The sequence below is a fragment of the Sodalis sp. C49 genome, from assembly GCF_046352915.1.
Taxonomy (GTDB): domain Bacteria; phylum Pseudomonadota; class Gammaproteobacteria; order Enterobacterales; family Enterobacteriaceae; genus Acerihabitans.
In genome coordinates, this window is record NZ_CP163303.1 from 379,131 (window position 1) to 402,825 (window position 23,695).

Annotated in this window: 25 protein-coding genes; 17 read left to right on the forward strand and 8 right to left on the reverse strand. The window is 61.2% G+C overall.

Annotated features, from left to right (window positions below; all coding sequences use genetic code 11):
* Positions 1-28 precede the first annotated feature (28 nt).
* From ABUK12_RS01635 to ABUK12_RS01675, 9 genes are all read left to right on the forward strand, one after another.
* Positions 29-904 (forward strand): fumarylacetoacetate hydrolase family protein, encoded by an 876-nt coding sequence (locus ABUK12_RS01635; protein WP_410014646.1) that lies wholly within the window; start codon positions 29-31, stop codon positions 902-904.
* A gap of 48 nt (positions 905-952) precedes the next feature.
* Positions 953-2,017 (forward strand): [citrate (pro-3S)-lyase] ligase, encoded by a 1,065-nt coding sequence (gene citC / locus ABUK12_RS01640; protein ID WP_410014647.1) that lies wholly within the window; start codon positions 953-955, stop codon positions 2,015-2,017.
* Between the two features lie 50 nt (positions 2,018-2,067).
* Positions 2,068-2,361 (forward strand): citrate lyase acyl carrier protein, encoded by a 294-nt coding sequence (citD, locus tag ABUK12_RS01645; protein ID WP_410014648.1) that lies wholly within the window; start codon positions 2,068-2,070, stop codon positions 2,359-2,361.
* Positions 2,358-3,233: a citrate (pro-3S)-lyase subunit beta gene (gene citE / locus ABUK12_RS01650; RefSeq protein WP_410014649.1), complete on the forward strand. Its 876-nt coding sequence runs from the start codon at positions 2,358-2,360 to the stop codon at positions 3,231-3,233. The genes citD and citE overlap by 4 nt, the downstream gene beginning before the upstream one ends.
* A 35-nt stretch (positions 3,234-3,268) precedes the next feature.
* Positions 3,269-4,795: a citrate lyase subunit alpha gene (citF, locus tag ABUK12_RS01655; RefSeq protein WP_410014650.1), complete on the forward strand. Its 1,527-nt coding sequence runs from the start codon at positions 3,269-3,271 to the stop codon at positions 4,793-4,795.
* Positions 4,796-5,332, forward strand: a complete 537-nt coding sequence (citX, locus tag ABUK12_RS01660) for a citrate lyase holo-[acyl-carrier protein] synthase (protein ID WP_410014651.1) — start codon at positions 4,796-4,798, stop codon at positions 5,330-5,332.
* A gap of 61 nt (positions 5,333-5,393) precedes the next feature.
* Positions 5,394-6,245, forward strand: coding sequence for a triphosphoribosyl-dephospho-CoA synthase CitG (gene citG, locus ABUK12_RS01665; RefSeq protein ID WP_410016797.1), 852 nt, complete (start codon positions 5,394-5,396; stop codon positions 6,243-6,245).
* Positions 6,242-6,919 (forward strand): RBBP9/YdeN family alpha/beta hydrolase, encoded by a 678-nt coding sequence (locus ABUK12_RS01670; RefSeq protein ID WP_410014652.1) that lies wholly within the window; start codon positions 6,242-6,244, stop codon positions 6,917-6,919. The genes citG and ABUK12_RS01670 overlap by 4 nt, the downstream gene beginning before the upstream one ends.
* An 83-nt stretch (positions 6,920-7,002) precedes the next feature.
* Positions 7,003-8,124, forward strand: a complete 1,122-nt coding sequence (locus ABUK12_RS01675; protein ID WP_410014653.1) for a bifunctional transcriptional activator/DNA repair enzyme AdaA — start codon at positions 7,003-7,005, stop codon at positions 8,122-8,124.
* Here ABUK12_RS01675 and ABUK12_RS01680 read toward each other — a convergent pair.
* Positions 8,077-8,889 (reverse strand): Cof-type HAD-IIB family hydrolase, encoded by an 813-nt coding sequence (locus ABUK12_RS01680; protein WP_410014654.1) that lies wholly within the window; start codon positions 8,887-8,889, stop codon positions 8,077-8,079. The genes ABUK12_RS01675 and ABUK12_RS01680 overlap by 48 nt on opposite strands.
* A 134-nt stretch (positions 8,890-9,023) precedes the next feature.
* Positions 9,024-9,584 carry a GNAT family N-acetyltransferase gene (locus ABUK12_RS01685; protein WP_410014655.1) on the reverse strand — a complete coding sequence of 187 codons (561 nt, stop codon included), beginning with the start codon at positions 9,582-9,584 and terminating at the stop codon, positions 9,024-9,026.
* A 158-nt stretch (positions 9,585-9,742) separates the two neighbouring features.
* Here ABUK12_RS01685 and ppk2 point away from each other — a divergent pair, with 158 nt between their 5' ends.
* Entirely contained in the window at positions 9,743-10,555 is an 813-nt protein-coding gene (gene ppk2, locus ABUK12_RS01690) for a polyphosphate kinase 2 (protein WP_410014656.1), read from the forward strand.
* A 24-nt stretch (positions 10,556-10,579) separates the two neighbouring features.
* On the opposite strand, the gene ABUK12_RS01695 is transcribed toward ppk2, so the two are convergent.
* Positions 10,580-10,738, reverse strand: a complete 159-nt coding sequence (locus ABUK12_RS01695) for a hypothetical protein (RefSeq protein WP_410014657.1) — start codon at positions 10,736-10,738, stop codon at positions 10,580-10,582.
* On the opposite strand from ABUK12_RS01695, the gene ABUK12_RS01700 reads away from it, so the two are divergent.
* Together ABUK12_RS01700 and ABUK12_RS01705 are read left to right on the forward strand one after the other, a co-directional pair.
* Positions 10,737-11,279, forward strand: a complete 543-nt coding sequence (locus ABUK12_RS01700) for a glutathione peroxidase (protein WP_410014658.1) — start codon at positions 10,737-10,739, stop codon at positions 11,277-11,279. The genes ABUK12_RS01695 and ABUK12_RS01700 overlap by 2 nt on opposite strands.
* Before the next feature lie 191 nt (positions 11,280-11,470).
* Positions 11,471-12,490, forward strand: a complete 1,020-nt coding sequence (locus tag ABUK12_RS01705) for a LacI family DNA-binding transcriptional regulator (protein WP_410014659.1) — start codon at positions 11,471-11,473, stop codon at positions 12,488-12,490.
* Positions 12,491-12,517: 27 nt separating this feature from the next.
* Here ABUK12_RS01705 and ABUK12_RS01710 read toward each other — a convergent pair whose 3' ends face one another.
* Genes ABUK12_RS01710 through ABUK12_RS01720 form a run of 3 tightly spaced genes read right to left on the reverse strand, consistent with a single transcriptional unit; the run spans position 12,518 to position 15,627 of the window.
* Positions 12,518-13,957: a glycoside hydrolase family 1 protein gene (locus tag ABUK12_RS01710; protein ID WP_410014660.1), complete on the reverse strand. Its 1,440-nt coding sequence runs from the start codon at positions 13,955-13,957 to the stop codon at positions 12,518-12,520.
* A 42-nt stretch (positions 13,958-13,999) separates the two neighbouring features.
* On the reverse strand, positions 14,000-15,310 hold the full coding sequence (locus ABUK12_RS01715) for a PTS sugar transporter subunit IIC (protein WP_410014661.1): 1,311 nt from the start codon (positions 15,308-15,310) through the stop codon (positions 14,000-14,002).
* Positions 15,311-15,318: 8 nt separating this feature from the next.
* Complete coding sequence (locus ABUK12_RS01720; RefSeq protein WP_410014662.1) at positions 15,319-15,627, reverse strand: PTS sugar transporter subunit IIB; 309 nt, start codon at positions 15,625-15,627, stop codon at positions 15,319-15,321.
* A gap of 249 nt (positions 15,628-15,876) precedes the next feature.
* On the opposite strand from ABUK12_RS01720, the gene pta reads away from it, so the two are divergent.
* Together pta and ABUK12_RS01730 are read left to right on the forward strand one after the other, a co-directional pair.
* The gene (pta, locus tag ABUK12_RS01725) at positions 15,877-18,009 is read left to right on the forward strand and encodes a phosphate acetyltransferase (RefSeq protein ID WP_410016798.1); all 2,133 of its coding nucleotides are present in this window, start codon (positions 15,877-15,879) and stop codon (positions 18,007-18,009) included.
* A 137-nt stretch (positions 18,010-18,146) separates the two neighbouring features.
* On the forward strand, positions 18,147-18,305 hold the full coding sequence (locus tag ABUK12_RS01730) for a DUF3309 family protein (protein ID WP_410014663.1): 159 nt from the start codon (positions 18,147-18,149) through the stop codon (positions 18,303-18,305).
* A 95-nt stretch (positions 18,306-18,400) separates the two neighbouring features.
* On the opposite strand, the gene ABUK12_RS01735 is transcribed toward ABUK12_RS01730, so the two are convergent.
* On the reverse strand, positions 18,401-20,038 hold the full coding sequence (locus tag ABUK12_RS01735) for an ABC transporter substrate-binding protein (RefSeq protein ID WP_410014664.1): 1,638 nt from the start codon (positions 20,036-20,038) through the stop codon (positions 18,401-18,403).
* 295 nt (positions 20,039-20,333) lie between these two features.
* On the opposite strand from ABUK12_RS01735, the gene sodC reads away from it, so the two are divergent.
* The 3 genes from sodC to ABUK12_RS01750 all read left to right on the forward strand — a co-directional run bounded on the left by sodC (position 20,334) and on the right by ABUK12_RS01750 (position 22,036).
* Complete coding sequence (gene sodC, locus ABUK12_RS01740) at positions 20,334-20,858, forward strand: superoxide dismutase[Cu-Zn] (protein WP_410014665.1); 525 nt, start codon at positions 20,334-20,336, stop codon at positions 20,856-20,858.
* Positions 20,859-21,050: 192 nt separating this feature from the next.
* Positions 21,051-21,398 carry a type II toxin-antitoxin system prevent-host-death family antitoxin gene (locus ABUK12_RS01745; RefSeq protein WP_410014666.1) on the forward strand — a complete coding sequence of 116 codons (348 nt, stop codon included), beginning with the start codon at positions 21,051-21,053 and terminating at the stop codon, positions 21,396-21,398.
* Positions 21,398-22,036 carry a hypothetical protein gene (locus tag ABUK12_RS01750; RefSeq protein ID WP_410014667.1) on the forward strand — a complete coding sequence of 213 codons (639 nt, stop codon included), beginning with the start codon at positions 21,398-21,400 and terminating at the stop codon, positions 22,034-22,036. The genes ABUK12_RS01745 and ABUK12_RS01750 overlap by 1 nt, the downstream gene beginning before the upstream one ends.
* 5 nt (positions 22,037-22,041) lie before the next feature.
* Here ABUK12_RS01750 and ABUK12_RS01755 read toward each other — a convergent pair whose 3' ends face one another.
* Entirely contained in the window at positions 22,042-23,688 is a 1,647-nt protein-coding gene (locus ABUK12_RS01755) for an ABC transporter substrate-binding protein (protein ID WP_410014668.1), read from the reverse strand.
* Positions 23,689-23,695: the final 7 nt, after the last annotated feature.

Sequence of the window (23,695 nt, forward strand, 5' to 3'; positions counted from 1 at the left end):
GGCGCCGGTAGTTAACACAGGAATGTTTATGAAACTCGCAAGTTATCTTCATCAGGGCACCAAAAGCTACGGCATCGTCACTCCCGGCGGCATCGTGGACCTGGGCCGTCGTTTCGGCCAGCGTTATCCGGATTTAAAGGCCCTGCTGGCGGGCAACGCGCTGCCCCTGGCCCGCGAACTGGCCGGCGCGCCGGCGGATATTGCCCTCGCCGGGCTGACGTTCCTGCCGGTAATCGAACATCCGGACAAAATTTTATGCGTCGGCATGAACTATGCCGCCAAACGCCGGGAGTTCAATGAAATGAATCCGGCGCCCACCCTCTTCGTGCGTTTTGCCGATTCACAGACCGGGCACGGCACGCCGGTCGAAAAACCCAGCCATTCGGCGGAGTTTGATTACGAGGGGGAACTGGCGGTGATTATCGGCCGGGGCGGCGAGGATATCCCCGCCGATCGCGCCTTATCCCATGTCGCCGGCTACAGCTGTTATATGGACGGCTCCGCCCGCGACTGGCAGCACACCTGGTTCACCGCCGGCAAGAACTGGCGGCGGACCGGCGCGTTCGGACCCTACCTGACCACTGCCGACGAAATCCCCGATCCCCATGCGCTCAGCATCCGGACCTGGCTTAACGGCCTGATGGTGCAGGACGACAATACCCGCAGCATGATCCATAGCATCGCCGAGCTGATTGAATATATCAGCACCTTTACCCGGCTGAATGCCGGCGATGTGATTATTACCGGGTCGCCGGGCGGCGTCGGTAAAAAACGCACGCCGCCGCTGTTTATGAAGGCCGGCGACTGCATCGAGGTCGAAATAGAAAATATCGGCCATTTGCGCAATATGGTCATCGACGCGCAGCGGCCCACGGCCGCCGCGGCGTCCCATATCGCCGCGTAGCGCCGCGCCTGCGCCGCCGGCTTTTTACTCCATGATAGGAAAAACTGTATGTACGATCGGGACCCCCTGGACTTTTCCGTGCTGACCGTTAACCACCCGCGCGATAACCTGGCGGACGTGCGCGCGTTGCTGGAGGCAAGTCTTCTGGGCATGGACGCGGATATCGCCAGATTCGTGGTGGCCCGCAGCGGCGGGCGGCTGGTGGGATGCGCCGGCATCGCGGGAAATGTGATCAAATGCGTCGCGGTGGCGGCGGATTACCGGGGCGATAACCTGAGCGCACGGCTGGTGGGCGAGGTGGAGCAACTGGCCATACGCCAGGGCCATTTCCATCTGTTCCTGTATACCCGGCCGGCGAACATCGGTGTATTTCGCGGCTGCGGTTTTTACCCCCTGGCGCAGACGGGCCAGGTGGCGGTGCTGATGGAAAATACGCCGGTGGGCGTGCGGCGCTACAGCCGTTCGCTTGCGCAATATTACCGGCCGGGCGCGCCCATCGGCGCGGTGGTGATGAACGCCAACCCCTTCACCCTCGGCCACCGCTATCTGGCGGAACAGGCTGCCGCCGCCTGCGCCTGGGTGCATATCTTTGTGGTGCGCGAAGACGTGTCGCTGTTTCCGTATGCCGCGCGCCTGGACATGGTGCGCCAGGGCGTGGCGCATCTGGCCAACGTGACGGTGCATGACGGGTCCGACTACCTGATCTCGCGCGCCACCTTTCCCGGCTACTTCCTGCGTGACGCCGGGCTGGTGGGCAAAACCTACAGCGCCATGGATTTACTGATTTTCCGTCATTATATCGCGCCGCCGCTGGGCATTACCCACCGTTATGTCGGCACCGAGCCCTATTGCCCGGTGACCCATCAATATAACCACGATATGCACGAGTGGCTCGAAGACCCGGATCGCGCGGCGCAGCCGCCGTTGCGGGTAGTGGAGATCGCGCGCGCATGCCATGCGCCGGGCCGGGCGATATCAGCTTCCGAGGTGCGGGCGCTGCTTTCGCAACGGCAAATGGCGCGCATCCGCGACCTCGTCCCGCCGAGCACCTTTGCTTATCTTTGCCGGCGCGAGACGAGGCCGCTGGCCGGGATCTGCGCAACGGGCGCGTAATGTGGCCCGGGACCTTTTATTTAGCCGTGTTTTTTAATCAGGAACGCATTATGAAAATCATACAAGAGGCCCTGGCGGGCACCTTTGAGTCCAGCGATTTGCTGGTCAAGGTCGCGCCTAACAGCGGCGAATTAAGCGTGGTGATCAACAGCGAGGTGATAAAGCAGTTCGGCGCGCAGATCCGCCGGGTGATCGACGCGACGCTGGCGGCCATGGATGTCAAAGAAGGACTGATCATTATCGACGATAAAGGGGCGCTGGACTGCGTGATCCGCGCCCGCGTGCAGACGGCGGTGCTCCGGGCCGCCGGGGCCGATAGCATCCAATGGGAACACCTGTCATGAAAAAGCTTCGCCGCAGTATGCTGTTTATCCCCGGCGCCAACGCCGCCATGTTGTCCACCGCCTTTATCTACCGCCCTGACTCCATCATGTTCGATCTGGAGGACGCGGTGTCCCTGCGCGAGAAGGACAGTGCGCGCATCCTGGTATTCCATGCGCTGCAGCACCCGATGTACCGCGATATCGAAACCGTGGTGCGCATCAATCCGCTGAATACGCCCTTCGGCCTGAAGGATCTGGCGGCGGTGGTACGCGCCGGCGCCGACGTGGTGCGACTGCCTAAAACCGACAGTCCGGAGGATATCCACGAGCTGGAAACCCATATCGAGCGCATAGAGCGCGAATGCGGGCGCGAGGTTGGATCCACCCGCATTATGGCGGCTATCGAATCCGCCATCGGCGTTATTAATGCGGTGGCGATTGCCCGCTGCTCGCCCCGGCTTATCGGCATCGCGCTGGCGGCGTTCGATTATGTCATGGATATGCAAACGGAGCGCGGCGACGGCACGGAACTGTTCTATGCCCGCTGCGCGGTGCTGCACGCCGCCCGCGCCGCCGGGATCGACGCCTTTGACGTGGTCTATGCCGATATCAACGACGATGCCGGTTTCCTGCGCGAGGTCGATCTGGTGCGCAAAATGGGTTTTAACGGCAAATCGCTGATTAACCCGCGCCAGATTGAACTGCTGCACAACGCCTACGCGCCCACCCAGGAAGCGGTGGATTACGCCGAGCGCGTCATCCAGGCGGCCGAAGAAGGCGAACGCAACGGGCTGGGGGTGATTTCACTTAACGGCAAGATGATTGACGGCCCCATTATCAACCATGCCCAGGTGGTATTGGAGCGCGCCCGGGCTTCCGGTGTGCGGCGGTAAGTGTTTTCACGTTAACAGAATGACAGGAATACCTAATGAGTGACGTAACAGACGATTTACAGGCGCAGTACCGCCATTTGCCGCCGCTGGCGCCGTTCAGCCATGCCAACCGCCTTACGCCGTGGCTGGCCGACGGCCAGGCCAAACACCAGCGTAAACTGTGCGCCAGCCTGGAGCAGGCCATCGAGCGCAGCGGCCTGCGGGACGGCATGACCATCTCTTTTCACCATGCCTTCCGTGAGGGCGATATGGTGATCAACCGGGTGGTGGAGACGCTGGCCCGGCTGGGATTTAAAAACCTGACGCTGGCCTCCAGCTCGCTGATGACCTGCAACGATGCGCTGATCGAGCCGATCCGCGCCGGCGTCATCAGCAAAATTTATACCTCCGGCATGCGCGGCAAGCTGGCGGACGCCATTTCCCACGGCCTGATGGAAGAACCGGTGCAAATCCATTCCCACGGCGGCCGGGTGAAACTGCTGCAGGACGGTGAGCTGAAGATAGATGTGGCCTTTCTGGGCGTGCCCTGCAGCGACGAGTTCGGCAATGCCAACGGCACCCAAGGCAAATCCCGCTGCGGTTCGCTGGGATACGCCATGGTGGACGCGCAGTTTGCCCGCAAAGTGGTGCTGCTTACCGAGGCGCTGGTGCCGTTTCCCAATATGCCGGCCAGCCTGGGGCAGGATCAGGTGGATTATATCGTGACGGTGGATCAGGTGGGCGACCCGGCCAAGATAAGCGTGGGGGCGGCGCGCGTGACCAGTAATCCGCGCGAGCTGATGATTGCCCGCACCGCCGCCGATGTCATCGAACACTCCGGCTATTTTGCCGAGGGTTTTTCCCTCCAGACCGGCTCAGGCGCATCCTCCACCGCCTGCACCCGCTTCCTGGCGCAGAAAATGGAACGCCTGGGCATCGCGGCGCGCTTTGCGCTGGGCGGCATTACCGGCAGCATCGTCGATCTGTTTGAGCAGGGCCTGATCGCCAGGCTGCTGGATACGCAATCCTTCGACGGCCAGGCGGCGGCCTCCCTTGAGCACAACGCCAATCATATCGAGATCTCCACCAACGTCTATGCCAATCCCGGCGCCAAGGCCGCCTGCTGCGACCAGCTGGATATCGTGATTTTAAGCGCCCTGGAAATCGACCTGGCGTTTAACGTCAATGTGATAACCGGCTCCGACGGGGTGATGCGCGGCGCGTCCGGCGGGCACTGCGACGTGGCCGCCGCCGCCAACCTGACCATCGTGGTGGCGCCGCTGACGCGCAGCCGGATCCCAACCGTAGTGCGCCGGGTCACCACCCTGGTGACGCCCGGCGAGAGCATCGACGTTCTGGTGACCGATCAGGGAATTGCCGTCAATCCGGCGCGGCCGGAAGTGCGCCAGCGTCTGGTGGATGCCGGTCTGGATGTCGTGGATATCGAACAGCTTTATCAACGGGCGGTGGGGTTGACCGGCGAGCCGAAGGCCATCGCGTTTACCCGGCGCATTGTCGGCGTTATCCGCTATCGCGACGGCAGCGTCATCGACGTGGTGCGCCAGGTTCAAGAGGACAGCTAAATGACTATCGCCGATTCACTGCAGTTCGCCGTTTCGCTGGAGGAATTGCTGACGGCCCGGGATCTGCGCGCCGCGCGCCAAACGGAATGGCTCACGCGCCACCGGCGCCCGCTTATTTCATTGACCCTGGTGTCGCCTGGCCCGGTGAAGGATTCGGCCCGCTACCGGCGCTCGATGCGCGCCGCGCTGGCGGCCTGCGACGCGCTGCTGGCGCAGCGCGGCTGGCCGGTGCTGGCGCGCGCGGTGTGGTGGCCGGACACCGGTCCGGAGGCGTTTTGGGCGGTTGATCATGCCGCCGTGGAAATCAAGGCCGCCACGGTGGCGCTGGAGAAGGAGCATCCCCTGGGGCGGCTGTGGGATATTGATGTGCTTTCCCCGGCCGGCGGCGTTATCGGCCGCCGCTCCCTTGACCAGGCGGGACGGCCGTGTTTGCTGTGCGACCAGCCCGCCCATGCCTGCGCGCGGTCGCGCCGCCATCCTCAGGAAGAGGTTATTGCTAAAATAGAGGGGCTGCTGGATGCCTATTTTGCCCGCTGATAACGGCGCCCGGACGGCCGGCGCCGGCTACCCGGCATGGGCCGCGCCATCCGCGTCGCCAATGATACGGGATGACGCCGGCCGTCAGGCCGCGCCGCCCGCGCTTGATCTGCTGGCCGCCGCCGCGCTGCGCGAGGAAGTGATGCTGACGCCAAAACCCGGGCTGGTGGACGGTCGCAACAACGGCGCGCACCGCGATATGGATTTGCCGCTGTTTATACAAAGCATAACGGCCATCGCGCCCTGGTTCGGCCGGTTTATCGCGTTGGGCGAGCGGTGCGCCGGAATGCCGGCGCAGCGGGTACTGGCTGAAATCCGTCCCACCGGCCTGGCCTGCGAGCACGCCATGTTTGCCGCTACCGGCGGCGTCAACACCCATAAAGGGGGGATTTTTTCCCTGGGCTTGCTGTGCGTCGCCGCCGGGCGCCTGAGCGGGCGGGGGCAGGCGTTGACCCGCAGCGGGTTATGCGCCGACGTGGCGGCGATCTGCGCCCGGCTGGTGGCGACGGAACTGGCCGGCTGCCGCCGGGCGGCTACCGTGGGCGAGCATATTTACCTGCGCCATGGCCTGACCGGCGCGCGGGGCGAGGCCGCCCGCGGATTCGCCACCGTGCGCGATCATGCCCTGCCGGCCTGGGATCGGCTGCTGGCGGTGGGGACGAAAAGAGAAAGCGCGCTGCTGCACTGCCTGCTGGTGCTGATGGCCCATAATCCCGATACCAATCTGGTGGCGCGCGGCGGCCTCGGCGGGCTGCGGTTTGTGCGCGGCTATGCCCGGCGGCTGCTGGCGGACGGCTGGCGCGAGCAGGATCTGGAGGTCATGGATCGCGCGCTGACGCGGCGCAATCTCAGCCCCGGGGGCAGCGCCGATCTGCTGGCGGTCATGTCCGTGCTGGCGCGGTTCCCGGTATGAACCTTCGCCGGCCGGCGCAGCAACGGGCCGTGAACGGGCAGCCTGGGCCAGAACGCGCCGCGCCCGGCGATACGGCGCGCTCTGGGCCGGGCGTTTATCCGCCGCGGGCCGCCGACGGCCAATCGCCCGCCGCCGACGTTTATGCGCCGCTGCGCGTGATACTGGTGCCAGGCATCAACGACAGCGGCCCCGAGCATTGGCAAACCTGCTGGCAGCGGGCGTTTCCCGCCTGGCGGCGTATTGCCCAGCGCGACTGGCTGCAGCCGGATCTCGACGGCTGGCAAACGGCCATCAGGCGCGCGCTGGACGCACCGGCGCCGCCGGCATTGCTGATAGGCCATAGCTTTGGCGCGTTGTCGTCCTGGTATTATGCCAGCCGCTGCGCCGGCCAAATAGCCGGGGTCGTCCTGGTGGCGCCCGCCGAGCCGGTGCGCTTTGAAATCGAGGATCGCATCCTGCCGGTACTGCTGCCGGTGCCCAGCCTGATGTTCGCCAGCCATAACGATCCACTGCTGGCGTTCCCGCGCGCGCAATACTGGGCCGACGCCTGGGGCAGCGAACTGGTGGATGTGGGGGAGGCCGGCCATATCAACGCCCAGTCCGGTTTTGGCGCCTGGCCGCACGGCCTGGAGTGCGTGGCCCGGTTCGCCCGCCGGCTGGCGGCGCGATACTAGGGGTGTCGCCGCGCTGATCGGGCAAAAAAATCAACGCCCGAAAAATGTCGTCGGCAAAAATACATTCCTTTAAGATGGCGCTTATGTTGGGTTACAGGGTGCCGATCGCGATGTTTTTTGAGCTGCCTGATGTGGATACGCTATACGCCGCGCTGCTGGCGCGCGACCCGGTCTATGATGGTTTTGCGTTCGTGGGGGTCAAAAGCACCGGCGTGTTTTGCCGCCTGACCTGCCCGGCGCGCAAGCCCAAAAAAGAACATGCCGTTTTTTACGCCACCGTGGTCGAGGCCATGGAGGCGGGTTTCAGACCGTGCAAACGGTGCCAGCCCCTGTCGTTGTTCGGCGCGCGGGATAAAACCCTGGGCATGCTGCTGGCCCGCCTGGAAAGCGACCCGGAAAAAAAATGGTCGGAAGACGACCTGACCGCGGCGGGTTTGGATCCCTCCACCGTAAGGCGGGCGTTTAAACGCCAGTTTGGCGTCACCTTTCTTGAGATGGCGCGGCTGCGCCGGCTGGGCAAGGGCATTCACCAACTGACGATGGGGGCGGACGTCATAGAGGCCCAGCTGGAGGCCAGCTTTGAATCGGGCAGCGGTTTTCGCGCCGCCATTACCCGGCACCTGGGCATGAATCCCAGCCAGGCCCGGCGGCACCGGTTTCTGAAAAGCCGCTGGCTGGACACCCCGCTCGGCTCCATGCTGGCGGTGGCGGACCAGCAGGCGCTGCACCTGCTGGAGTTTGCCGATCGCCCGGCGTTGCCCGCGGAACTCACCCGGCTCAGGAACCTCACCGCCTCGGAGATCGTGATGGATAGCACGCCGGTCACCGACCAGTTGGAGCGCGAGCTGAACGACTATTTCGCCGGCGCATCCTGCCGCTTCGCCACGCCGCTGGCCGAGCATGGATCGCTATTTACCCGCCGGGTCTGGGATGCCTTGCGCGCCATCCCCGCGGGCCAGGTAAGAAGCTATTCGGCGGTGGCCGCCGCCATCGCGCGTCCCAGCGCGATCAGGGCGGTGGCCCGGGCCAACGGCGCCAACCAGATTGCCATTTTGATACCCTGCCACCGGGTCATCGGCGCCGACGGCACCCTTACCGGCTACGGCGGCGGCTTATGGCGCAAGCAGTGGCTGATCGAACACGAAAAACGGCGGTTCTCAGGCGAAGGGCGGGGCGGGCAGCAAAATGTCGTCGATAATGCCTAATACGCCGGCCTCATTATTCGAGGCGGCGAGGTAACGGGCCGCCGCTTTGATCGTGTCCGGCGCGTTGGCCATGGCGTAGCCGTAGCCCGCCTGTTGCAGCATTTCGAGGTCGTTGCCGCCGTCGCCGAAGGCCGCCACCTCATCATCCAAGATATGCCATAGCCGCTGAAGTATCCGCAGCCCGTTGGCCTTATGCAGGCCGGGAATAATCAGATCGACCGACCCATGGCCGCTGGATACCGGGGTGACGATGCCCTCCAGTTCAGCGGCGATAAAACGGATAAACCCGGGTAATTTTTCATCGGGCAGCGAGAGCGCAAATTTAAATATCGTGCCGGTGACGGCGGAAAAATTATCTACCCCCGCCAGGCGATGATAATAACGGTTGATCCGCCGGTAGAGGTGCGGCGCGGCGCTGTTAAGCAGATAGGCGCTTTCCCTGGCGCAGACGACGGTGTGCAGATAAGGTATCTCCGCCAGCACGGCCAAGATCCTTTCATAGTGTTCCCGGCTGAACTCGCCGCAGAACACTTCCTGGCCGCCGTTGACGACGTAGGCGCCATTCTCGGCGACAAAGGCGATTTCACCGGCAATGTCGGGAAAAAAGGAGATCAGCTGGTAGTACTGATTACCGCTGGCCACCACAAACTTTATGCCCCGCCGGCGCAGGCTGGCGTATTGCCGGCTGAATCGCTGCCGGTCATAATTTTTGCCGTCGTCCAGGAACGTGCCGTCCATATCCACCGCAATCATTTTGATGCTCATCCGCGCTCCAGAGTCTGTCGTCGCGCTATTGTGTGCCGGGGCGGCGGGCAGGGCGACTTTATAAAAGTATTTTATAAAGTGGAAAATTATCGGGAATTCCAGCGGCTGTCAAGGACGACATCGTACTGGCCGCGTTAACGCCCGGGAGGGGCGCCAGCCGCGTTTTTGCCGGGATCATAGTCGCCAGCGCGCAGCGTGAACAGCAGGCTGGGTACGTGGCCCGGCACATCGTCAATGCTGCCGGCCCGTACGAGTCCCGCTTTGATCAGCACCCGCTGCGACGACAGATGGTTTTCCCGGACGGTGGCGGAGATCTCCGCAAGCCCCAGCGCGCCGAAGCCGGCGGCGACCGCCGCCCGCGCAAATTCGGTGGCGAGGCCCATTCCCCAGGCATCGGCCGCGAACCGGTAACCCAGGTTATTGATGACCCGGTCGCCCAAGGGGCGCACGCTCAGGCCGCCAAAGCCGATAATCGCCTCCGGCCCGCGGTTGAGCTTAATCGCCCAGGTGCCGAAACCGAAAGCCTGCCAATGGGTCAGCCAGCCGGCCAGCACCCGCTTGGCATAGGCAAGATCGGGATAGGGACCGGCGGGATTAAAGGTCTGGGTTTCCGGGTCGCCGTAGATGCGGTACAGGCTGTCGCCGTCGCTTACCCGTACGGGGCGCAAATGCATTCTCTCGGTGTACAGTTCCAATGGCATCACCCGGTTATTGTTCCAGCAGTAACGCCATCATAACGCTTGCGCTTGATAGTTCTGTATAAAAAACATTAAAACCCGCCATCCTCACGCAACGGCCAATTGAATGCCATACTCAGGGCTGAAATCAGGAATCTCATCCATCGGGAGTAACAATGAGCAAAAAAAAGCACCATAACGACGACCAGGAATTACCCTCCGCGCAGATCCCGTCCGGCAAGGAGTACGATCAGGTCCTGCATTTACTGCAGGTAGAGCTGGTCAAGCTGCAGCGCGAAATCATCAGCGCCAACGATAAAATCGTGGTGATCTTCGAGGGCCGCGACGCGGCGGGCAAAGACGGCATTATCAAAACCATTTCCGAACACCTGAGCGCGCGTGAAATCCGGGTAGTCGCCCTTGGCAAACCCTCGGAACGGGATCAGGCCGAATGGTATTTCCAACGCTACGTGGCGCAGCTGCCGGCGGCGCAGGAAATGGTGCTGTTCAACCGCAGCTGGTACAACCGCGCCGGCGTCGAGCGCGTGATGAAGTTTTGCACCGACGAGCAGTACGAAGAATTTATGAACACCGTGACGGATTTTGAACAGCTGCTGGTGCGCTCGGGCATTAAGCTTATCAAATATTATCTGGATATCAGCAAGCGCGAACAAAAGGAGCGGCTGGAATCCCGTCTCACCGATCCCCTGAAACAGTGGAAAATCAGCCCCATCGACCAGCAGGCCACCAAGCTGTGGAAGCCGTACAGCGAGGCGCGCAACCTCATGCTGACCCGCACCCATACCCCGACCACGCCGTGGATAGTGGTGCATACCGACGATAAACATACGGCGCGCGTCAATATCCTGCGCGACCTGCTGGGGCGCCTGCCATACCAGGGCAAGGATAAGAACCTGGCTCTGCCGGACCCGGAGGTGCTGTATGCCTTCGATACCGTTTGCATTGAAAACGGCCGGCTTGCGCCCTGACGGCCGGCGCGGGACCCGGCGCTGTCAGGTTGACCGCCGGCGCGCCTTGCCTTGCGCCTGCGCCCCGGGCGCGCTATTGTCATAGGTCGTTTGCGCGGCATGACCGGCGGCGCCCGGCGTTCCCCTGGCGGGGCGTGCCGCCGATGAAACCTGGCCCTCTATCATTTGAAAAGGATAAAACATGACCGAGTCTCTTTACGACATACCGCTTAAACACATTGACGGTACTCCCGGTAGCCTGGCGGCGTACCGCGGCAAGGTGCTGCTGGTGGTCAACGTGGCGTCCAAATGTGGGCTGACGCCGCAGTATGAAGGGCTGGAAAAACTTTACCAGGAACGGCGCGCCGGCGGGCTGGAAGTGCTGGGTTTTCCCGCCAATAACTTCAAGGGCCAGGAACCGGGCAGCGACGCGGAAATCAGCGACTTCTGCGCCGTCAACTATGACGTGCACTTCCCGATGTTTTCCAAATTATCGGTGCTTGGCGAGGATCAGCATCCTTTATACGCCCAGCTGACCGCGGCGCAACCGGTGGCTACCGGCGACGGCCCGTTTCGCGAGCGCCTGAAGGGCTATGGGGTCGACCCCACCAATCGCCAGGACGTATTATGGAATTTTGAAAAGTTCCTTATCAACCGGCAGGGCAAGGTTATCGCGCGGTTTGCGCCCGATGTCACCGCTGACGATCCGCGGCTGCTGCGCGCCATCGACGCCGCGCTCGGCTAACCCCCCCTGCGGCCCGGACTGGCGCGGGCGGGGCCGGCGCCGGCGCTTAATCCGGGGCGCTATTCCTCTCATCCCACCGCCGCGGCAAAAGCGCCGTAAACAGCGCGGATATCTTATCCCGGCAAGGCCGGTATGCTAAAATCAGCGCCAGGCGATTTTCTCCCCAGTCATGGGATGAATAGGGTTTTGCAATGATTACCATGCAGGATGTTGCGATCAAGGCGGGCGTCTCCAAATCCACGGTGTCCCGTGTCCTGTCGGGCGATAATTATGTCAAGGAAACAACGCGCCAACGGGTATTCAAGGCTATTGAAGAATCCGGCTACCGTCCCAACCTGCTGGCCAGGAGCCTGGCGACCAAAAATTCGCAAAGTATCGGCCTGATCGTCACCAACACCCTGTTTAACGGTCCTTATTTCAGCGAACTGTTGTACCAGACCGCCAAAATGACCGAAAACTACGGCCGGCAGCTTATCCTGGTGGACGGGAAACACAGCGTCGACAGCGAGCTTGAAGCGATCCAGTTCCTGCTGGATCGCCGCTGCGACGCCATTATTATCTATCCGAGCTTCCTGGGTGAAGCGGAGTTGATGGGCCTGATCGCCCGGCACGATATCCCGTTCCTGGTGATCAACCGCGATTTGCCGCATGCCCGCGAGCATTGCGTATTCGCCGATCATCAGCGCGACGCCCGCGAGGCGGTGGCGTATCTCATCGCGCAGGGACACCGGGACATCGCCTTTATCACCGGCGCGGCCGGGTCGCCCACCGCCGCCGCGCGCGCGGCGGGATACCGCCTGGCCCTGGACGCCGCGGGCATACCTGTGAATGAATCGCTGCTCGCCGCCGGTCAATGGTCGTTAAACAGCGGGTTTAACGCCTGCCTGGCGCTGCTGGACGGCGCGGCCGCCTTCAGCGCGCTGGTGTGCGCCAACGACGATATGGCCATCGGCGCTGCCAGGGCGCTGCGTGAGCGCGGCCGGGCGGTGCCCGGCGAGATCTCGTTGCTCAGTTTTGACGATATTCCCGTGGCGTCTTATCTTAATCCGCCGCTGACCACCGTGCATGTGCCGGTGGCGCAGATGATTAAAAGCGCGCTGGAGCAGGTGGTCAACGTACTTGACGGCAAGGGGGTATCGCCGCTCAAGCCCTTTAGCGGCCGGCTGATGGTGCGCGACTCCGTTATTCCCGGTCCCTTCGCCGGGCGGTAAATGACCGCCCGGCGAAGGGGTGCTGGCTTAATACCCGATATCCGTCTCCAGGCGCTGTCCGTTGCTTTTAATCACCCGCTGGTACCAGAAAAAACTCTTTTTCCGCAAGCGGGCCAAATCCTTCAGGTCGTGCTCGTCGCGATTGACATACACGAAGCCGTAGCGTTTGCCGATGCCCTGATGGGTGCTGACCAAGTCAATCGCCGACCAGGGGCAATACCCGAACAGCGCCACGCCGTCGGCAAGGGCTAACCGCAGCTGGCGTATATGGTCGCTGAGATACCGGATACGGTCATCGTCATACACCTTGTTGCCCGCCGCCAGCGTATCAAACGCGCCCAGGCCGTTTTCGGTCACGATCAGCGGCAGGTGGTAACGCTCATAAATTTCCCGGCAGGTCACGCGCAATCCCACCGGGTCGATATACCAGCCGAACTGATTATGTTCCAGATGCGGATTATCGGCGCCTATATACACCGCGCGATCCATGCCGGGCAATTGCTGATCCTCGATGTCGCGCGCGTTGTCCGGGGCGGCGTTTTCCCGCGGCACGTCCGCCGCCACCGTGGTGGAGGCATAATAATTAAAGGCGATAAAATCGGGACGCCCCTGCGCAAGCAGGTTCATGTCCTCGTCGGCGATGCGCGGCAGATAGCCTTTTTCCGCCATAAAACGCCAGGCCAGCGCGTTATACCGGCCGTGGCAGGCCAGATCCAGGTAAAGCCAGTTGCGGATGGACGAATAATTATTGGCGGCGATCGCATCCTCCGGGCGCGGGCTGGCCGGATAGACGCAGGAAATATTCGGCGCCGGGCCGATTTTGGCGGCCGGCAGCAGCTCATGGCAGGCGATCATCGCCCTGGCCTGCGCCAGCATCATATGGTGGTTTTGCTGGTAGAGGGTCTTTTGCGGATCGGGGGTGCCGGGGGGCAGGGTACCGATGACGTCGCCTTTCAGGATCATCATGTTCTGTTCGTTGATCGTCAGCCAGTAGTGGACACGATCGCCGAAGAGGGCAAAGGCGGTGCGGGCAAAGCGTTCAAAGGCCGCGATGGTGCGCGGGTTCGACCAGCCGCCCTGAAGCTGCAGCGCCCAGGGCAAATCGAAATGGTACAGCGTCACCAGCGGTTCGATGCCGTGGCGGCGAATGTCATCAATCAGCCGCTGGTAAAAGGCCACACCCAGCGGATTGAGCTCGCCGTCGCCCTCGGGATACAGCCGGCTCCAGGCAATGGAAAAGCGGTAGGTCTTCAGCCCCAGTTCGGCGAACAGGGCGATGTCCCCGGCAAAGCGGTGATAGTGATCGCTTGCGACGGTGAAATCGCTCAGCGCCGGCGGGAATTGCGCCCGATCGATCACCGTCGGGCCTTTGCCGTCCTCGTTCCAGGCGCCCTCCACCTGATACGCCGAGGTGGAGGCGCCCCAGAGAAAGTCCGCTGGAAAAGGGGGCAACGTCTGATAATGCATATCCATCTTCCTCAGTGAGTATTGTGATGACCTTTGCGCGGCTTATGCCGCCTGCGGCCGGGTCTGCGGCAGCGGGCGATCCTGCGCCAGCAGCTGGCGTTCATAGATTTTGAAAAAGGGGTAATACACCAGGGTCGACACGACCAGCAGCACCACCACCAGCAGCGCCGCGCGGAGATCCCAGCCGGTGGACCAGGCCGCGCCGATGGGGGCCGGGGTCGTCCAGGGCGCCATGGAAATCACCCGGCCAACCAGTTCGGTGCGGGTGGCGATATACGCAAGCGTGGCGTTAATCAGCGGCGCGGTGATAAAGGGAATAAACAGCGTCGGATTCATCACCACCGGCGAGCCGAAAATCACCGGCTCGTTGATATTGAACAGGCAGGGCACCAGGCTGAGTTTGCCGATGGACCGCAGGTGGGCGGAACGGCTGCGCAGATAAAGCAACACCAGTCCCATGGTGGAGCCGGAGCCGCCGATGACGATAAAAAACTGCCAGAAGGGTTCGATAAAGATATGGGTCAGCGGCTGGCCGGCGGTCAGTTCCTGCTGGTTGATGCCAAGATTAGTCAGCCAGAAGGCCTGCAGCATGCCGCCGACGATAACCGCGCCGTGGATGCCGGCAAACCATAATAAATGGCAGATCAAGACCGCGATCAAAATCGCCGGCAGCGTATCGGCGGCGGAAATAATCGGGCCGAACAGCGCCATGATGGCTTGAGGCAGCAACATGCCGAACTGCGATTGGATAAACAGGCTCAGGGGATAGAGGGTAAAAAATATGGCCAGCACCGGAATCAATAAATCAAAGGATTGCTGTATTTTCGGCGGCACCTGCTCCGGCAGATGGAAGCCAATATTCCTGACCTGCAGGAAATGCATTAATTCGGTGGCGTAAATCGCCACCAGCAGGGCGGTAAATATCCCGGTGCCGCCCAGCGAGGAGACCGGCAGCATTTTATCGGTTTGCGGGGCGGCCACCACCATGAACGCCATCAGCGATAACATGGCGGCCATAAACCCGTTCATTTTATAACTGAGGGCCAGGTTATAAGCGATGGCGGCGGCAATAAACAGCGACATAATGCCCATGGTCATATTGTACGGCATGAGGATAACCGACTCATATTGCGCCGCCATGCGCAGCCACCATTGCGCAAATGCCCAATCGCTGGTGGCGGAAAAAGGCGGGTGCGCGAACACCAGCATAAAGGAGCCGACGATCAGAAACGGCATGGCGGAAATAAAACCATCCCTGATCGCCATTACGTGGCGCTGGCTGGATAATCTGCCCGCAATGGGACTGATGGTGTTTTCAATGACGCCAAATACCGATGCGCTAATTCCGGACATAGTTTCTCCTAGGCGTTAAGCAGCGCCAGCGTGTCGTTTAATATCTTTTCGCCGTTCATCATGCCGTAATCCATACTGTTAATAACCACGATGGGTTTATGCTGCTCATCGGCGATGATTTTGAAATCGCCGAGCTTATATTTGATCTGCGGCCCCAGCAGGCAGCAATCGTAATGGGGTAATTGCTCGGCAAACTCTTCCAGCCCCACTGCTTTTATTTCGACGTCCAGTCCTTTTATTTCAGCGGCTTTCAGCATTTTTTTCACCACCATGCTGGTGGACATTCCGGCGGCGCAACACAATAGGATCTTTGGCATACAGCGGCCCTCTTATGACATGGTGTAGGGAGTAATACCTGATGGACTTTTTTTCTGCAACCGGTTTCAGAAACCGGTTGCGGTTTTGTGATGACGGTCAATGGCCGGTCCGCGGCGGGGCGGGGCAATCGGTGACATGAGACGGCTTATGCCGACAACTGTCGGCGGCCTCACGGCATAACTCACACAAAATAGGAGAAAATAGCGTTCCAGAATATTGCCGGGGGTTGCGCCGTGCCACGTACTATTATGTTGATCCCAACCGACCTGAGCGTCGGATTAACCAGCGTCACCCTGGGCGTGATCCGGGCCATTGAGCGCAAAGGCATACGCCTGAGCGTATTCAAGCCGGTTGCCCAGCCGCGCGACGGCAGCAGCCGGCCGGACCAGACCACCGCCATCATCCGGGCCAACTCCGCGATTGCCGTCGCGCCGCCCCTGGAGATGGGCTATGTCGAGATGTTGTTGGGATCCAATGCGCGCGACGTCCTGATGGAAGACATCGTCGCGCGTTATCACAGCGCCCTGGGACAGGCGGACGTGGTGCTGATCGAGGGGCTGATGCTGACGCGGCGCCACCAGTTCGCCAACCAGCTGAACCACGACATCGCCAAGGCGCTGGGCGCGGAAATCGTGCTGGTCACCGCGCTGGGAACCGGTACACCGGCGCAGCTGCGGGAGCGGCTGGAGCTGGCGTGCGCGGGCATCGGCAAACACAGCGGCGTGGCGGGCGTCATCATCAATAAAATCAACGCGCCGCTGGACGAACAGGGCCGCACCCGTCCCGACCTGTCGGAAATCTTCGACCAGGCCAGCCAGGACGACGCCGCCGATGCGGCGTTGCCGCCGTTCAGTCATTTTCCCATGCCGATCCTGGGCGCTATCCCCTGGAGCATGGCGCTTATCGCCACGCGCGTCATCGATATGGCGCATCACCTTAACGCCCGTATCGTCAACGCCGGCGATATCCAGACCCGGCGGGTGCGTTCGGTGACCTTTTGCGCGCGCGGGCTCACCGGCATGGTCGACCTGTTTCGTCCCGGCTCGCTGCTGGTGACCTGCGCGGACCGCCCGGAAGTGCTGGTGTCGGCCTGCCTGGCGGCCATGAACGGCGTGGACATCGGCGCCATCCTGCTGACCGGCGGCTATGATATCGCGCCGTCGATAGGCCGGCTGTGCGCGCGCGCGTTCCAGACCGGCCTGCCGGTATTGATGGTGGACACCAATACCTGGCAAACCTCGCTTAACCTGCAAAACTTCAACCTGGAGGTGCCGGCCGAAGATCATCAGCGCGTTGAAAATCTGCAGGACTATATCGCCGGCTATATCGATGCCGGGTGGGTAGCCTCCCTGACCGCCGTCTCTGAACGCCCGCGCCGCCAGTCGCCGCCGGCCTTCCGTTATCAACTGACCGAAATGGCCCGGCGGGCCGCCAAACGCATCGTCTTGCCTGAAGGCGATGAACCCCGCACCATCAAGGCCGCGGCGATATGCGCCGAGCGTGGTATCGCGCGCTGCGTGCTGCTGGGCAACCCCGATGAAATACGCCGAATCGCCGCGGCGCAGGGCGTGACGCTGGGCGCGGGAATCGATTTGATCGATCCGGCCGCCGCGCGGGGACATTACCTGGCGCGGCTGGTGGCGCTGCGCCAGGGCAAGGGCATGACAGAGCTGATTGCGCGGGAACAGCTGGAGGATAACGTCGTGCTGGGTACCCTGATGCTGGAACAGGGGCACGTGGACGGCCTGGTCTCCGGCGCGGTGCATACCACCGCCAATACCATCCGCCCGGCGCTGCAGCTGATCAAAACCGCGCCGGGCAGTTCGCTGGTGTCATCGGTGTTCTTTATGCTGTTGCCTGAACAGGTACTGGTGTATGGCGATTGCGCCATCAATCCCGATCCCGACGCCGGGCAATTGGCCGACATCGCCATCCAGTCCGCCGACTCGGCCGCGGCCTTCGGCATCGAACCGCGCGTGGCCATGATCTCCTACTCCACCGGCACGTCAGGCACCGGCAGCGACGTGGATAAAGTGCGCGAAGCCACCCGGCTGGCGCGCGAAAAACGCCCCGATCTGGCGATCGACGGTCCTTTGCAATACGACGCCGCCATAATGGCCGATGTGGCCAAAACCAAAGCGCCCGATTCGCCGGTGGCCGGCCAGGCCACGGTGTTTATTTTCCCGGACCTGAATACTGGCAATACCACCTACAAAGCGGTTCAGCGCTCAGCGGCGCTGGTTTCCATCGGGCCCATGCTGCAAGGCCTGCGCAAGCCGGTCAACGACCTTTCGCGCGGGGCGCTGGTGGACGATATCGTCTATACCATCGCCCTGACAGCCATTCAGTCCATGCAGCAATCGCCACCCGTTGAAATTTAGCCGGGGCAAACGCGAAAAGATGTCTATACTCATTACGTTATCTCTGACTGAGCTCATTTCTTTCATAAGACGTAAACTCTGTTTAGAACGAGGCAAATGCGCTGGAAACAGCAAGTCAATAAACAAAGGAGTTTTCCATGGGCATCGGAACAATCGTCTTAATCGTATTAATACTTCTGCTAATTGGTGCTTTCCCGAGTTGGCCCCACAGCCGCAGCTGGGGTTATTACCCAAGCGGCCTGCTCGGCGTGGTGGTCGTCATTCTGCTGATCTTGGTCTTATTGGGCAGGATTTAACAATTAATCCGATGCTTTAATCATTATCGGATGTATACGGGGACCTGCTTTGCGCAGGTCCCCGTTTTATTTGCGCGGGGCAGTGGAGGCGGGAGCTAGTGTTTAACCACGTACAGGTCCCGGGCGTAGACATATCCCAGTGGGCTTTCATGGAAGCCGCCGATATAGGGTTTGACCAGTTTTACCGAGACATATTGATAAACGGGGATGGCCGGTGATTCTCTGGTCAAAATATCCTCGGCCTGCTGGTAATACCGCGCCCGATCCTCTTTTGTCGACGCGGCAGCGGCATTATTTACCGCCCGGTCGTAATCCGCGTTACTGTATTTTGCCGTATTATTGCTGTCGTTGGTGACGTAGTTATTGAGGAAGGTGGACGGTTCGTTATAGTCGGCTATCCAGGCGTAGCGCACCACGTCGAAATTAGGCCCGTGTAGGGTGTCGAGCATGCTCTTCCATTCCTGGCTGTTAAGCGTGGCCTCCACCCCCAGGTTTTTTTTCCACATGGAGCTGGCGGCGATGGCGATGCGCTGGTGCGATTCGGAGGTGTTATACAACAGCGAGAACTTCAGCGGCCGCGCCGGGGTAAATCCGGCCTGCGCCAGCAATGCCCTGGCCTCGGCCACCCGCTGCTGCTGGGTCCAGCCGGCGTAAACAGGGGGGGTGAGCGCAAAGCCGCCGGTGTTGTCCGGGCTGAACAGATAGGCCGGTCGCTGGCCTTGCCCCAGCACTTTTTCGGCGATAATGGTTTTATCCAGCCCCAGGTTAAGCGCCAGCCGCACCCGCGGATCATTAAACGGCGGCTTTTGCGTATTAAATTCATAATAATAGACCGCCAGCTTGGGCGAAATATGCACCTGCGCGCCCAGGTCCGTTTGCAGCGACCGGAATAACGTTTGCGGTACGCTCGCGGTAATATCAATTTCACCCGCCTTATAACGATTGATATCGGCGGTTTCCGACGCGATGGGCAAATAGGTGATGCGGTTAATCACGGTATGCTGGTTATCCCAGTAGCGGCTGTTCCTGACACCCACCACTTTTTCATTCACTACCCATTGCGCCAGGGTGAAGGCGCCGCTGCCGACAAAATTCTGCGGCTGGGTCCATTTATCGCCGAACTGCGCGACGGCCCGGGGATTAATCGCCACCAGGGACGGATGCGCCAGCATGCTGAGAAAGGCGCTTACCGGCTGGGTGAGGTCGATTTGCAGCGTGGCGTCGTCCAGCGCCCGCACGCCCAGGCTGTCCGCCGGCTTTTGGCCCGCGGCGATCTCGGCGGCGTTCAGCACACGCATGCTTACCAGATAACTTTCATAAGGCGAGGCGGTGGCGGGATCGATTAAGCGTCGCCAGCTGTAGACCAGATCGCCGGCGGTAATCGGCTGGCCGTTCGACCAGGTAATGCCGGGGCGCAGGTGAAAAATCCACACCCTGGGCCGGGGATTATCCCAGCCGGCGGCCAGGCGCGGCGCCACGGCGCCGTGGTTGTCGAGGCTGACCAGTCCGTCGAAGAAGTCGCTGATGATATTAAATTCCACATCGCTCTCGACCCGGTGGGGATCGAGGGAAGCCGGCTCGCTGCCGTTATTGCGCACGATGTCCTGCCGGGCCGCCAGTTCGACTCCGGCGGGCACCTCGGCGCCCAGGGCCGTGGCGGCCGGCAACAGCGCGGCCATCGCGCCCAGGGTAAATCCCGCCAGTGTAATGCCCGGCAGTCTGGTTGTCTTCATGCCTCCCCCTCCTTATTGTCGCGGATAAATAATGTCTGTCCGGCAGTCTCCACCATTCCTACCATCAACATGGCGCGCCGTCCAGGCCTGGTCCCCGTGGCGCTTAACGCCGGATAAATACGCCGCCGCCGGTGCCGGGCCGGGGCATGGCGCGATGCCGGGCGGTGCGCATGGCATGACCGACATCAAGAATAGCGCCGCTAATCAGGACAATATGCGTCCCACTGTCTACGCTTATCTACATTGACCGACATTGCACTTCCGCAGTCGGCAGGTTCTGCTACAGGAGTTTATTATGCGGCGTATTGTGTTTTTCATCGCCACGGCCTTAACCGCCAATATGGCGTTGGCCCAGCCCCAGCCGGCGGTGCATACCGCAAGCCTGGTGGGCGCCGACGGCAAGGATATGGGTAAGATTACCCTTTCGGACGCGCCTAAAGGGGTGATTATGCGCGTGGAGGCCACGGGGCTTGCTCCCGGCTGGCACGGTATTCATTTCCATGAAAAGGGCGTTTGCGATGCCAAAGATAAGTTCAAGGACGCCGGCGGGCATGTCCACTCCGCGATGCCGGTGGTGCATGGTTTGTTGAACGCCAATGCCAACGATCAGGGCGACCTGACCAATATCTACGCCGGCGCCGACGGCAAGGCCTTTGCGGAAATCTATTCGACGCTGGTGTCGGTGACGCCCGGCACCCCGCGCCCCGCGCTGCTGGACGGCGACGGTTCCTCGGTGGTTATCCACGCCAATCCTGATGATTACCAAAGCCAGCCCATCGGCGGCGCCGGCGACCGTGTCGCCTGCGCGGTGATAAAATAACCCACCGGCAAGCCCGCGCGGGAACGTGCGGCGGGTATGATGGGCAAGCAGAACTTATGGCGAGGTTGACGTCTTGCCCATTATGCCGGTTTGTTCCCCAAACACCTCTTCATCACCTGAGCAATCTCGAATGGCTATATAAGGCTGTTTTTGCCATAATGGCTAAATCATACCGCTCGCGGAGATTACACCATGATCACGGAACTGCTTAATTTCGATGAATTGCCGCAGGCAAACGCCTCGCAAGTGAAAAACAAATGGGGGGAGGTGGTGCGGAGGGTGCATCAAAGCGGAACCCTGGCCATTACCAATCATTCCACCGTGGAAATGGTGCTGCTGGATGTCGCCACCTATCGTGAATTGACTCACTCTTTGCTGCTGCTTAAAGCACGCGAGCAATCGGTACTGGATGACCTGACCGACAGGTTCGATGCACGGCTGGCGGTGCTAGAAAATCCGGACGCCGCCGTGAATGTAGCTTCTGTGCTGGCGCGGCGGGGGGCGCTGAAACGGCGGCCCAAGGCGGGCGAGGGCTTCTAATGGCGCGGCCGTTTATTTTTGTTCTGGCGGGCGTTAACGGCGGCGGCAAAAGTTCGGTGGGCGGCAGCCTGCTGACAGAGCACGGCCTGGCATGGTTTAATCCGGATGACTATGCCCGTGAGCTTATGACCCAACTGGGGCTGGAGCCTGACGAGGCGAACGGCCGGGCATGGACCTTTGGACGTTCGCGGCTGGAGGCCGCCATCGCCGGGGGCGCCAACTATGCCTTTGAAACCACGCTGGGCGGCAATACCATGCCACGGCTGCTGAGCCAGGCCTGCGAAACGCATGAGGTGATCATGCTGTTCTGCGGGCTATCATCACCGGAGCAGCATATCAGGCGCGTACAGCTGCGCGTGAGTCATGGCGGCCATGCCATACCCTCCCAGAAAATACGGGAACGGTGGGTCACGTCGCGGGCTAATCTGATAAAGCTGCTGCCGTTGCTTGCCCATGTGCAGGTTTTCGATAACAGTCTGGATGCCAGGCCCGGCGACGCAATTCCGGACCCGACTCTGGTGCTTGAAACGGTGCGGGGGAAAATGGTATTTCCCCCGGCCGATGATGCCCGGGCGTTGAGCGCCACTCCGGCTTGGGCGCGGCCGCTCCTGGAGGCGGCTATGGAACTGGCGGAGTGAAGGGGCTATTGCTTGACGTCCACCTGATAAAAAATATGCTTGCCGAAGGGGTCGATTTCGTAGCCGGTGACGTCCTTGCGCACCGGTTCAAAAATGGTTGAATGGGCAATCATCACCGCCGGCATCTGCTCGTGCATCATGTCCTGCGCCTGCTGGTAAAGCGCGATGCGCCGGTTATGGTCGCTGCTGGCGCGCGCTTCGGTAATCAATTTATCAAACGGCGCGTAACACCATCTGGCCGAATTGGAACCGCCGTTGGCCGAAGTGCAGGAAAACAGCGGGCCGAAAAAGTTATCCGGATCGCCGGTGGCGGTGGTCCAGCCCATCAGCGCCGCCTGATGCTCGCCGCTCCTGACCCGCTTCAGGTACTCGCCCCACTCATAGGTGACGATATTGGCCTTGACGCCGATTTTCGCCCAATCGGATTGGATCATTTCCGCCATGCGCCGGGCGTTGGGGTTATACGGCCGCTGTACCGGCATCGCCCACAGATCGATGGTCAGGCCGTCGGGGAACCCCGCGTCCTTGAGCAGGGCGCGGGCCTGGTCCGGGTTAAAATCATAATCGCGCAGATCTTCTTTGGCGCTCCAGACCCCCGGCGGCAGGATATTTTTCGCGGCGGTGCCGGTGCCCTGGAAGATGGCCGCGATAATCGCCGGTTTGTTAATGGCCATGGCCAGCGCCTGGCGTACCTTCACGTTGTCAAGCGGCGGCTTTTGCGTATTAAAGGCCAGAAAACCGGTGTTAAGCCCGGCTTTTTGCATAAGCGTAATATCTTTATTGTCGCGCATGCGCGGCAGATCGGCCGGATTGGGAAACGGCATGACCTGGCACTCGCCTTTTTCCAGCTTGGCGAAGCGCACCGAGGCGTCGGGGGTAATGGCATAGACCAGACGGTCAAGCTTGGCCTTGCCCTGCCAATAGTCGGGGAAGGCGCTGAACAGAATGCGCGAATCCTTTTGATACTGGGTCAGCTGGAACGGTCCCGTGCCGACGGGATCCCTATCCACCCGTTCCGGCGTGCCGGCCTTTAACATGGCGTCGGCGTATTCGCTTGACAGTATCGAAGCGAAATACCAGGCCAGATCGGCCAGGAACGGCGCCTCGGCATGGGCAAGGGTAAAGCGCACGGTGTGATCGTCCACCTTGTCGATGGCGGTCAGCAGCGTGCCGAACTCCAGGCTGTCAAAATTGGCATAGGTGCCGTTGGACACATTGTGGTAAGGATGCTGCTTATCCTTTTGCCGCATAAACGAAAAAATCACGTCGTCGGCGTTGAAATCACGGGTGGGCTTAAAGTATTTGTTACCCTGGAATTTTACGCCCTGGCGCAGATGGAAAGTATAGATCTTGCCGTCGGCGCTGATATCCCAGCTTTCGGCCAGGCTGGGCTGCAGCTCGGTGGTGCCGGTCTTGAAATCCACCAGCCGGTTATAAACCGGCACCGCGCTGGCATCCACGCTGGTGCCCGAGGTATACAGCTGCGGGTTAAAGTTTTCCGGCGAGCCTTCCGAGCAGAACACCAGGGTTTTGGCCGACGCCGCGCCGCTGACGGCCAGCGCCAATGCCGCCAGCGTCAATATCGCCGGCGACGGACGTCCCGTATTGGTCTTTGTTCCTTTACCTGATAGATGATCTAATCCCAGCTTCATATCATAT

Bases quoted from the DNA above. Each gene is read 5' to 3' on its own strand.
- ABUK12_RS01700 (WP_410014658.1), top strand. From the start codon at position 10,737: ATGACCGAGTCTCTTTACGACATACCGCTTAAACACATTGACGGTACT.
- citE (WP_410014649.1), top strand. From the start codon at position 2,358: ATGAAAAAGCTTCGCCGCAGTATGCTGTTTATCCCCGGCGCCAACGCC.
- ABUK12_RS01705 (WP_410014659.1), top strand. From the start codon at position 11,471: ATGATTACCATGCAGGATGTTGCGATCAAGGCGGGCGTCTCCAAATCC.
- citC (WP_410014647.1), top strand. From the start codon at position 953: ATGTACGATCGGGACCCCCTGGACTTTTCCGTGCTGACCGTTAACCAC.
- ABUK12_RS01755 (WP_410014668.1), bottom strand. From the start codon at position 23,688: ATGAAGCTGGGATTAGATCATCTATCAGGTAAAGGAACAAAGACCAAT.
- ABUK12_RS01710 (WP_410014660.1), bottom strand. From the start codon at position 13,957: ATGCATTATCAGACGTTGCCCCCTTTTCCAGCGGACTTTCTCTGGGGC.
- ABUK12_RS01715 (WP_410014661.1), bottom strand. From the start codon at position 15,310: ATGTCCGGAATTAGCGCATCGGTATTTGGCGTCATTGAAAACACCATC.
- citX (WP_410014651.1), top strand. From the start codon at position 4,796: ATGACTATCGCCGATTCACTGCAGTTCGCCGTTTCGCTGGAGGAATTG.
- citG (WP_410016797.1), top strand. From the start codon at position 5,394: ATGATACGGGATGACGCCGGCCGTCAGGCCGCGCCGCCCGCGCTTGAT.
- ABUK12_RS01680 (WP_410014654.1), bottom strand. From the start codon at position 8,889: ATGAGCATCAAAATGATTGCGGTGGATATGGACGGCACGTTCCTGGAC.
- ABUK12_RS01670 (WP_410014652.1), top strand. From the start codon at position 6,242: ATGAACCTTCGCCGGCCGGCGCAGCAACGGGCCGTGAACGGGCAGCCT.
- ABUK12_RS01695 (WP_410014657.1), bottom strand. From the start codon at position 10,738: ATGTTTTATCCTTTTCAAATGATAGAGGGCCAGGTTTCATCGGCGGCA.
- sodC (WP_410014665.1), top strand. From the start codon at position 20,334: ATGCGGCGTATTGTGTTTTTCATCGCCACGGCCTTAACCGCCAATATG.
- ABUK12_RS01675 (WP_410014653.1), top strand. From the start codon at position 7,003: ATGTTGGGTTACAGGGTGCCGATCGCGATGTTTTTTGAGCTGCCTGAT.
- ABUK12_RS01720 (WP_410014662.1), bottom strand. From the start codon at position 15,627: ATGCCAAAGATCCTATTGTGTTGCGCCGCCGGAATGTCCACCAGCATG.
- ABUK12_RS01745 (WP_410014666.1), top strand. From the start codon at position 21,051: ATGATCACGGAACTGCTTAATTTCGATGAATTGCCGCAGGCAAACGCC.
- ABUK12_RS01635 (WP_410014646.1), top strand. From the start codon at position 29: ATGAAACTCGCAAGTTATCTTCATCAGGGCACCAAAAGCTACGGCATC.
- pta (WP_410016798.1), top strand. From the start codon at position 15,877: ATGTTGATCCCAACCGACCTGAGCGTCGGATTAACCAGCGTCACCCTG.
- citF (WP_410014650.1), top strand. From the start codon at position 3,269: ATGAGTGACGTAACAGACGATTTACAGGCGCAGTACCGCCATTTGCCG.
- citD (WP_410014648.1), top strand. From the start codon at position 2,068: ATGAAAATCATACAAGAGGCCCTGGCGGGCACCTTTGAGTCCAGCGAT.
- ABUK12_RS01735 (WP_410014664.1), bottom strand. From the start codon at position 20,038: ATGAAGACAACCAGACTGCCGGGCATTACACTGGCGGGATTTACCCTG.
- ABUK12_RS01750 (WP_410014667.1), top strand. From the start codon at position 21,398: ATGGCGCGGCCGTTTATTTTTGTTCTGGCGGGCGTTAACGGCGGCGGC.
- ABUK12_RS01730 (WP_410014663.1), top strand. From the start codon at position 18,147: ATGGGCATCGGAACAATCGTCTTAATCGTATTAATACTTCTGCTAATT.
- ppk2 (WP_410014656.1), top strand. From the start codon at position 9,743: ATGAGCAAAAAAAAGCACCATAACGACGACCAGGAATTACCCTCCGCG.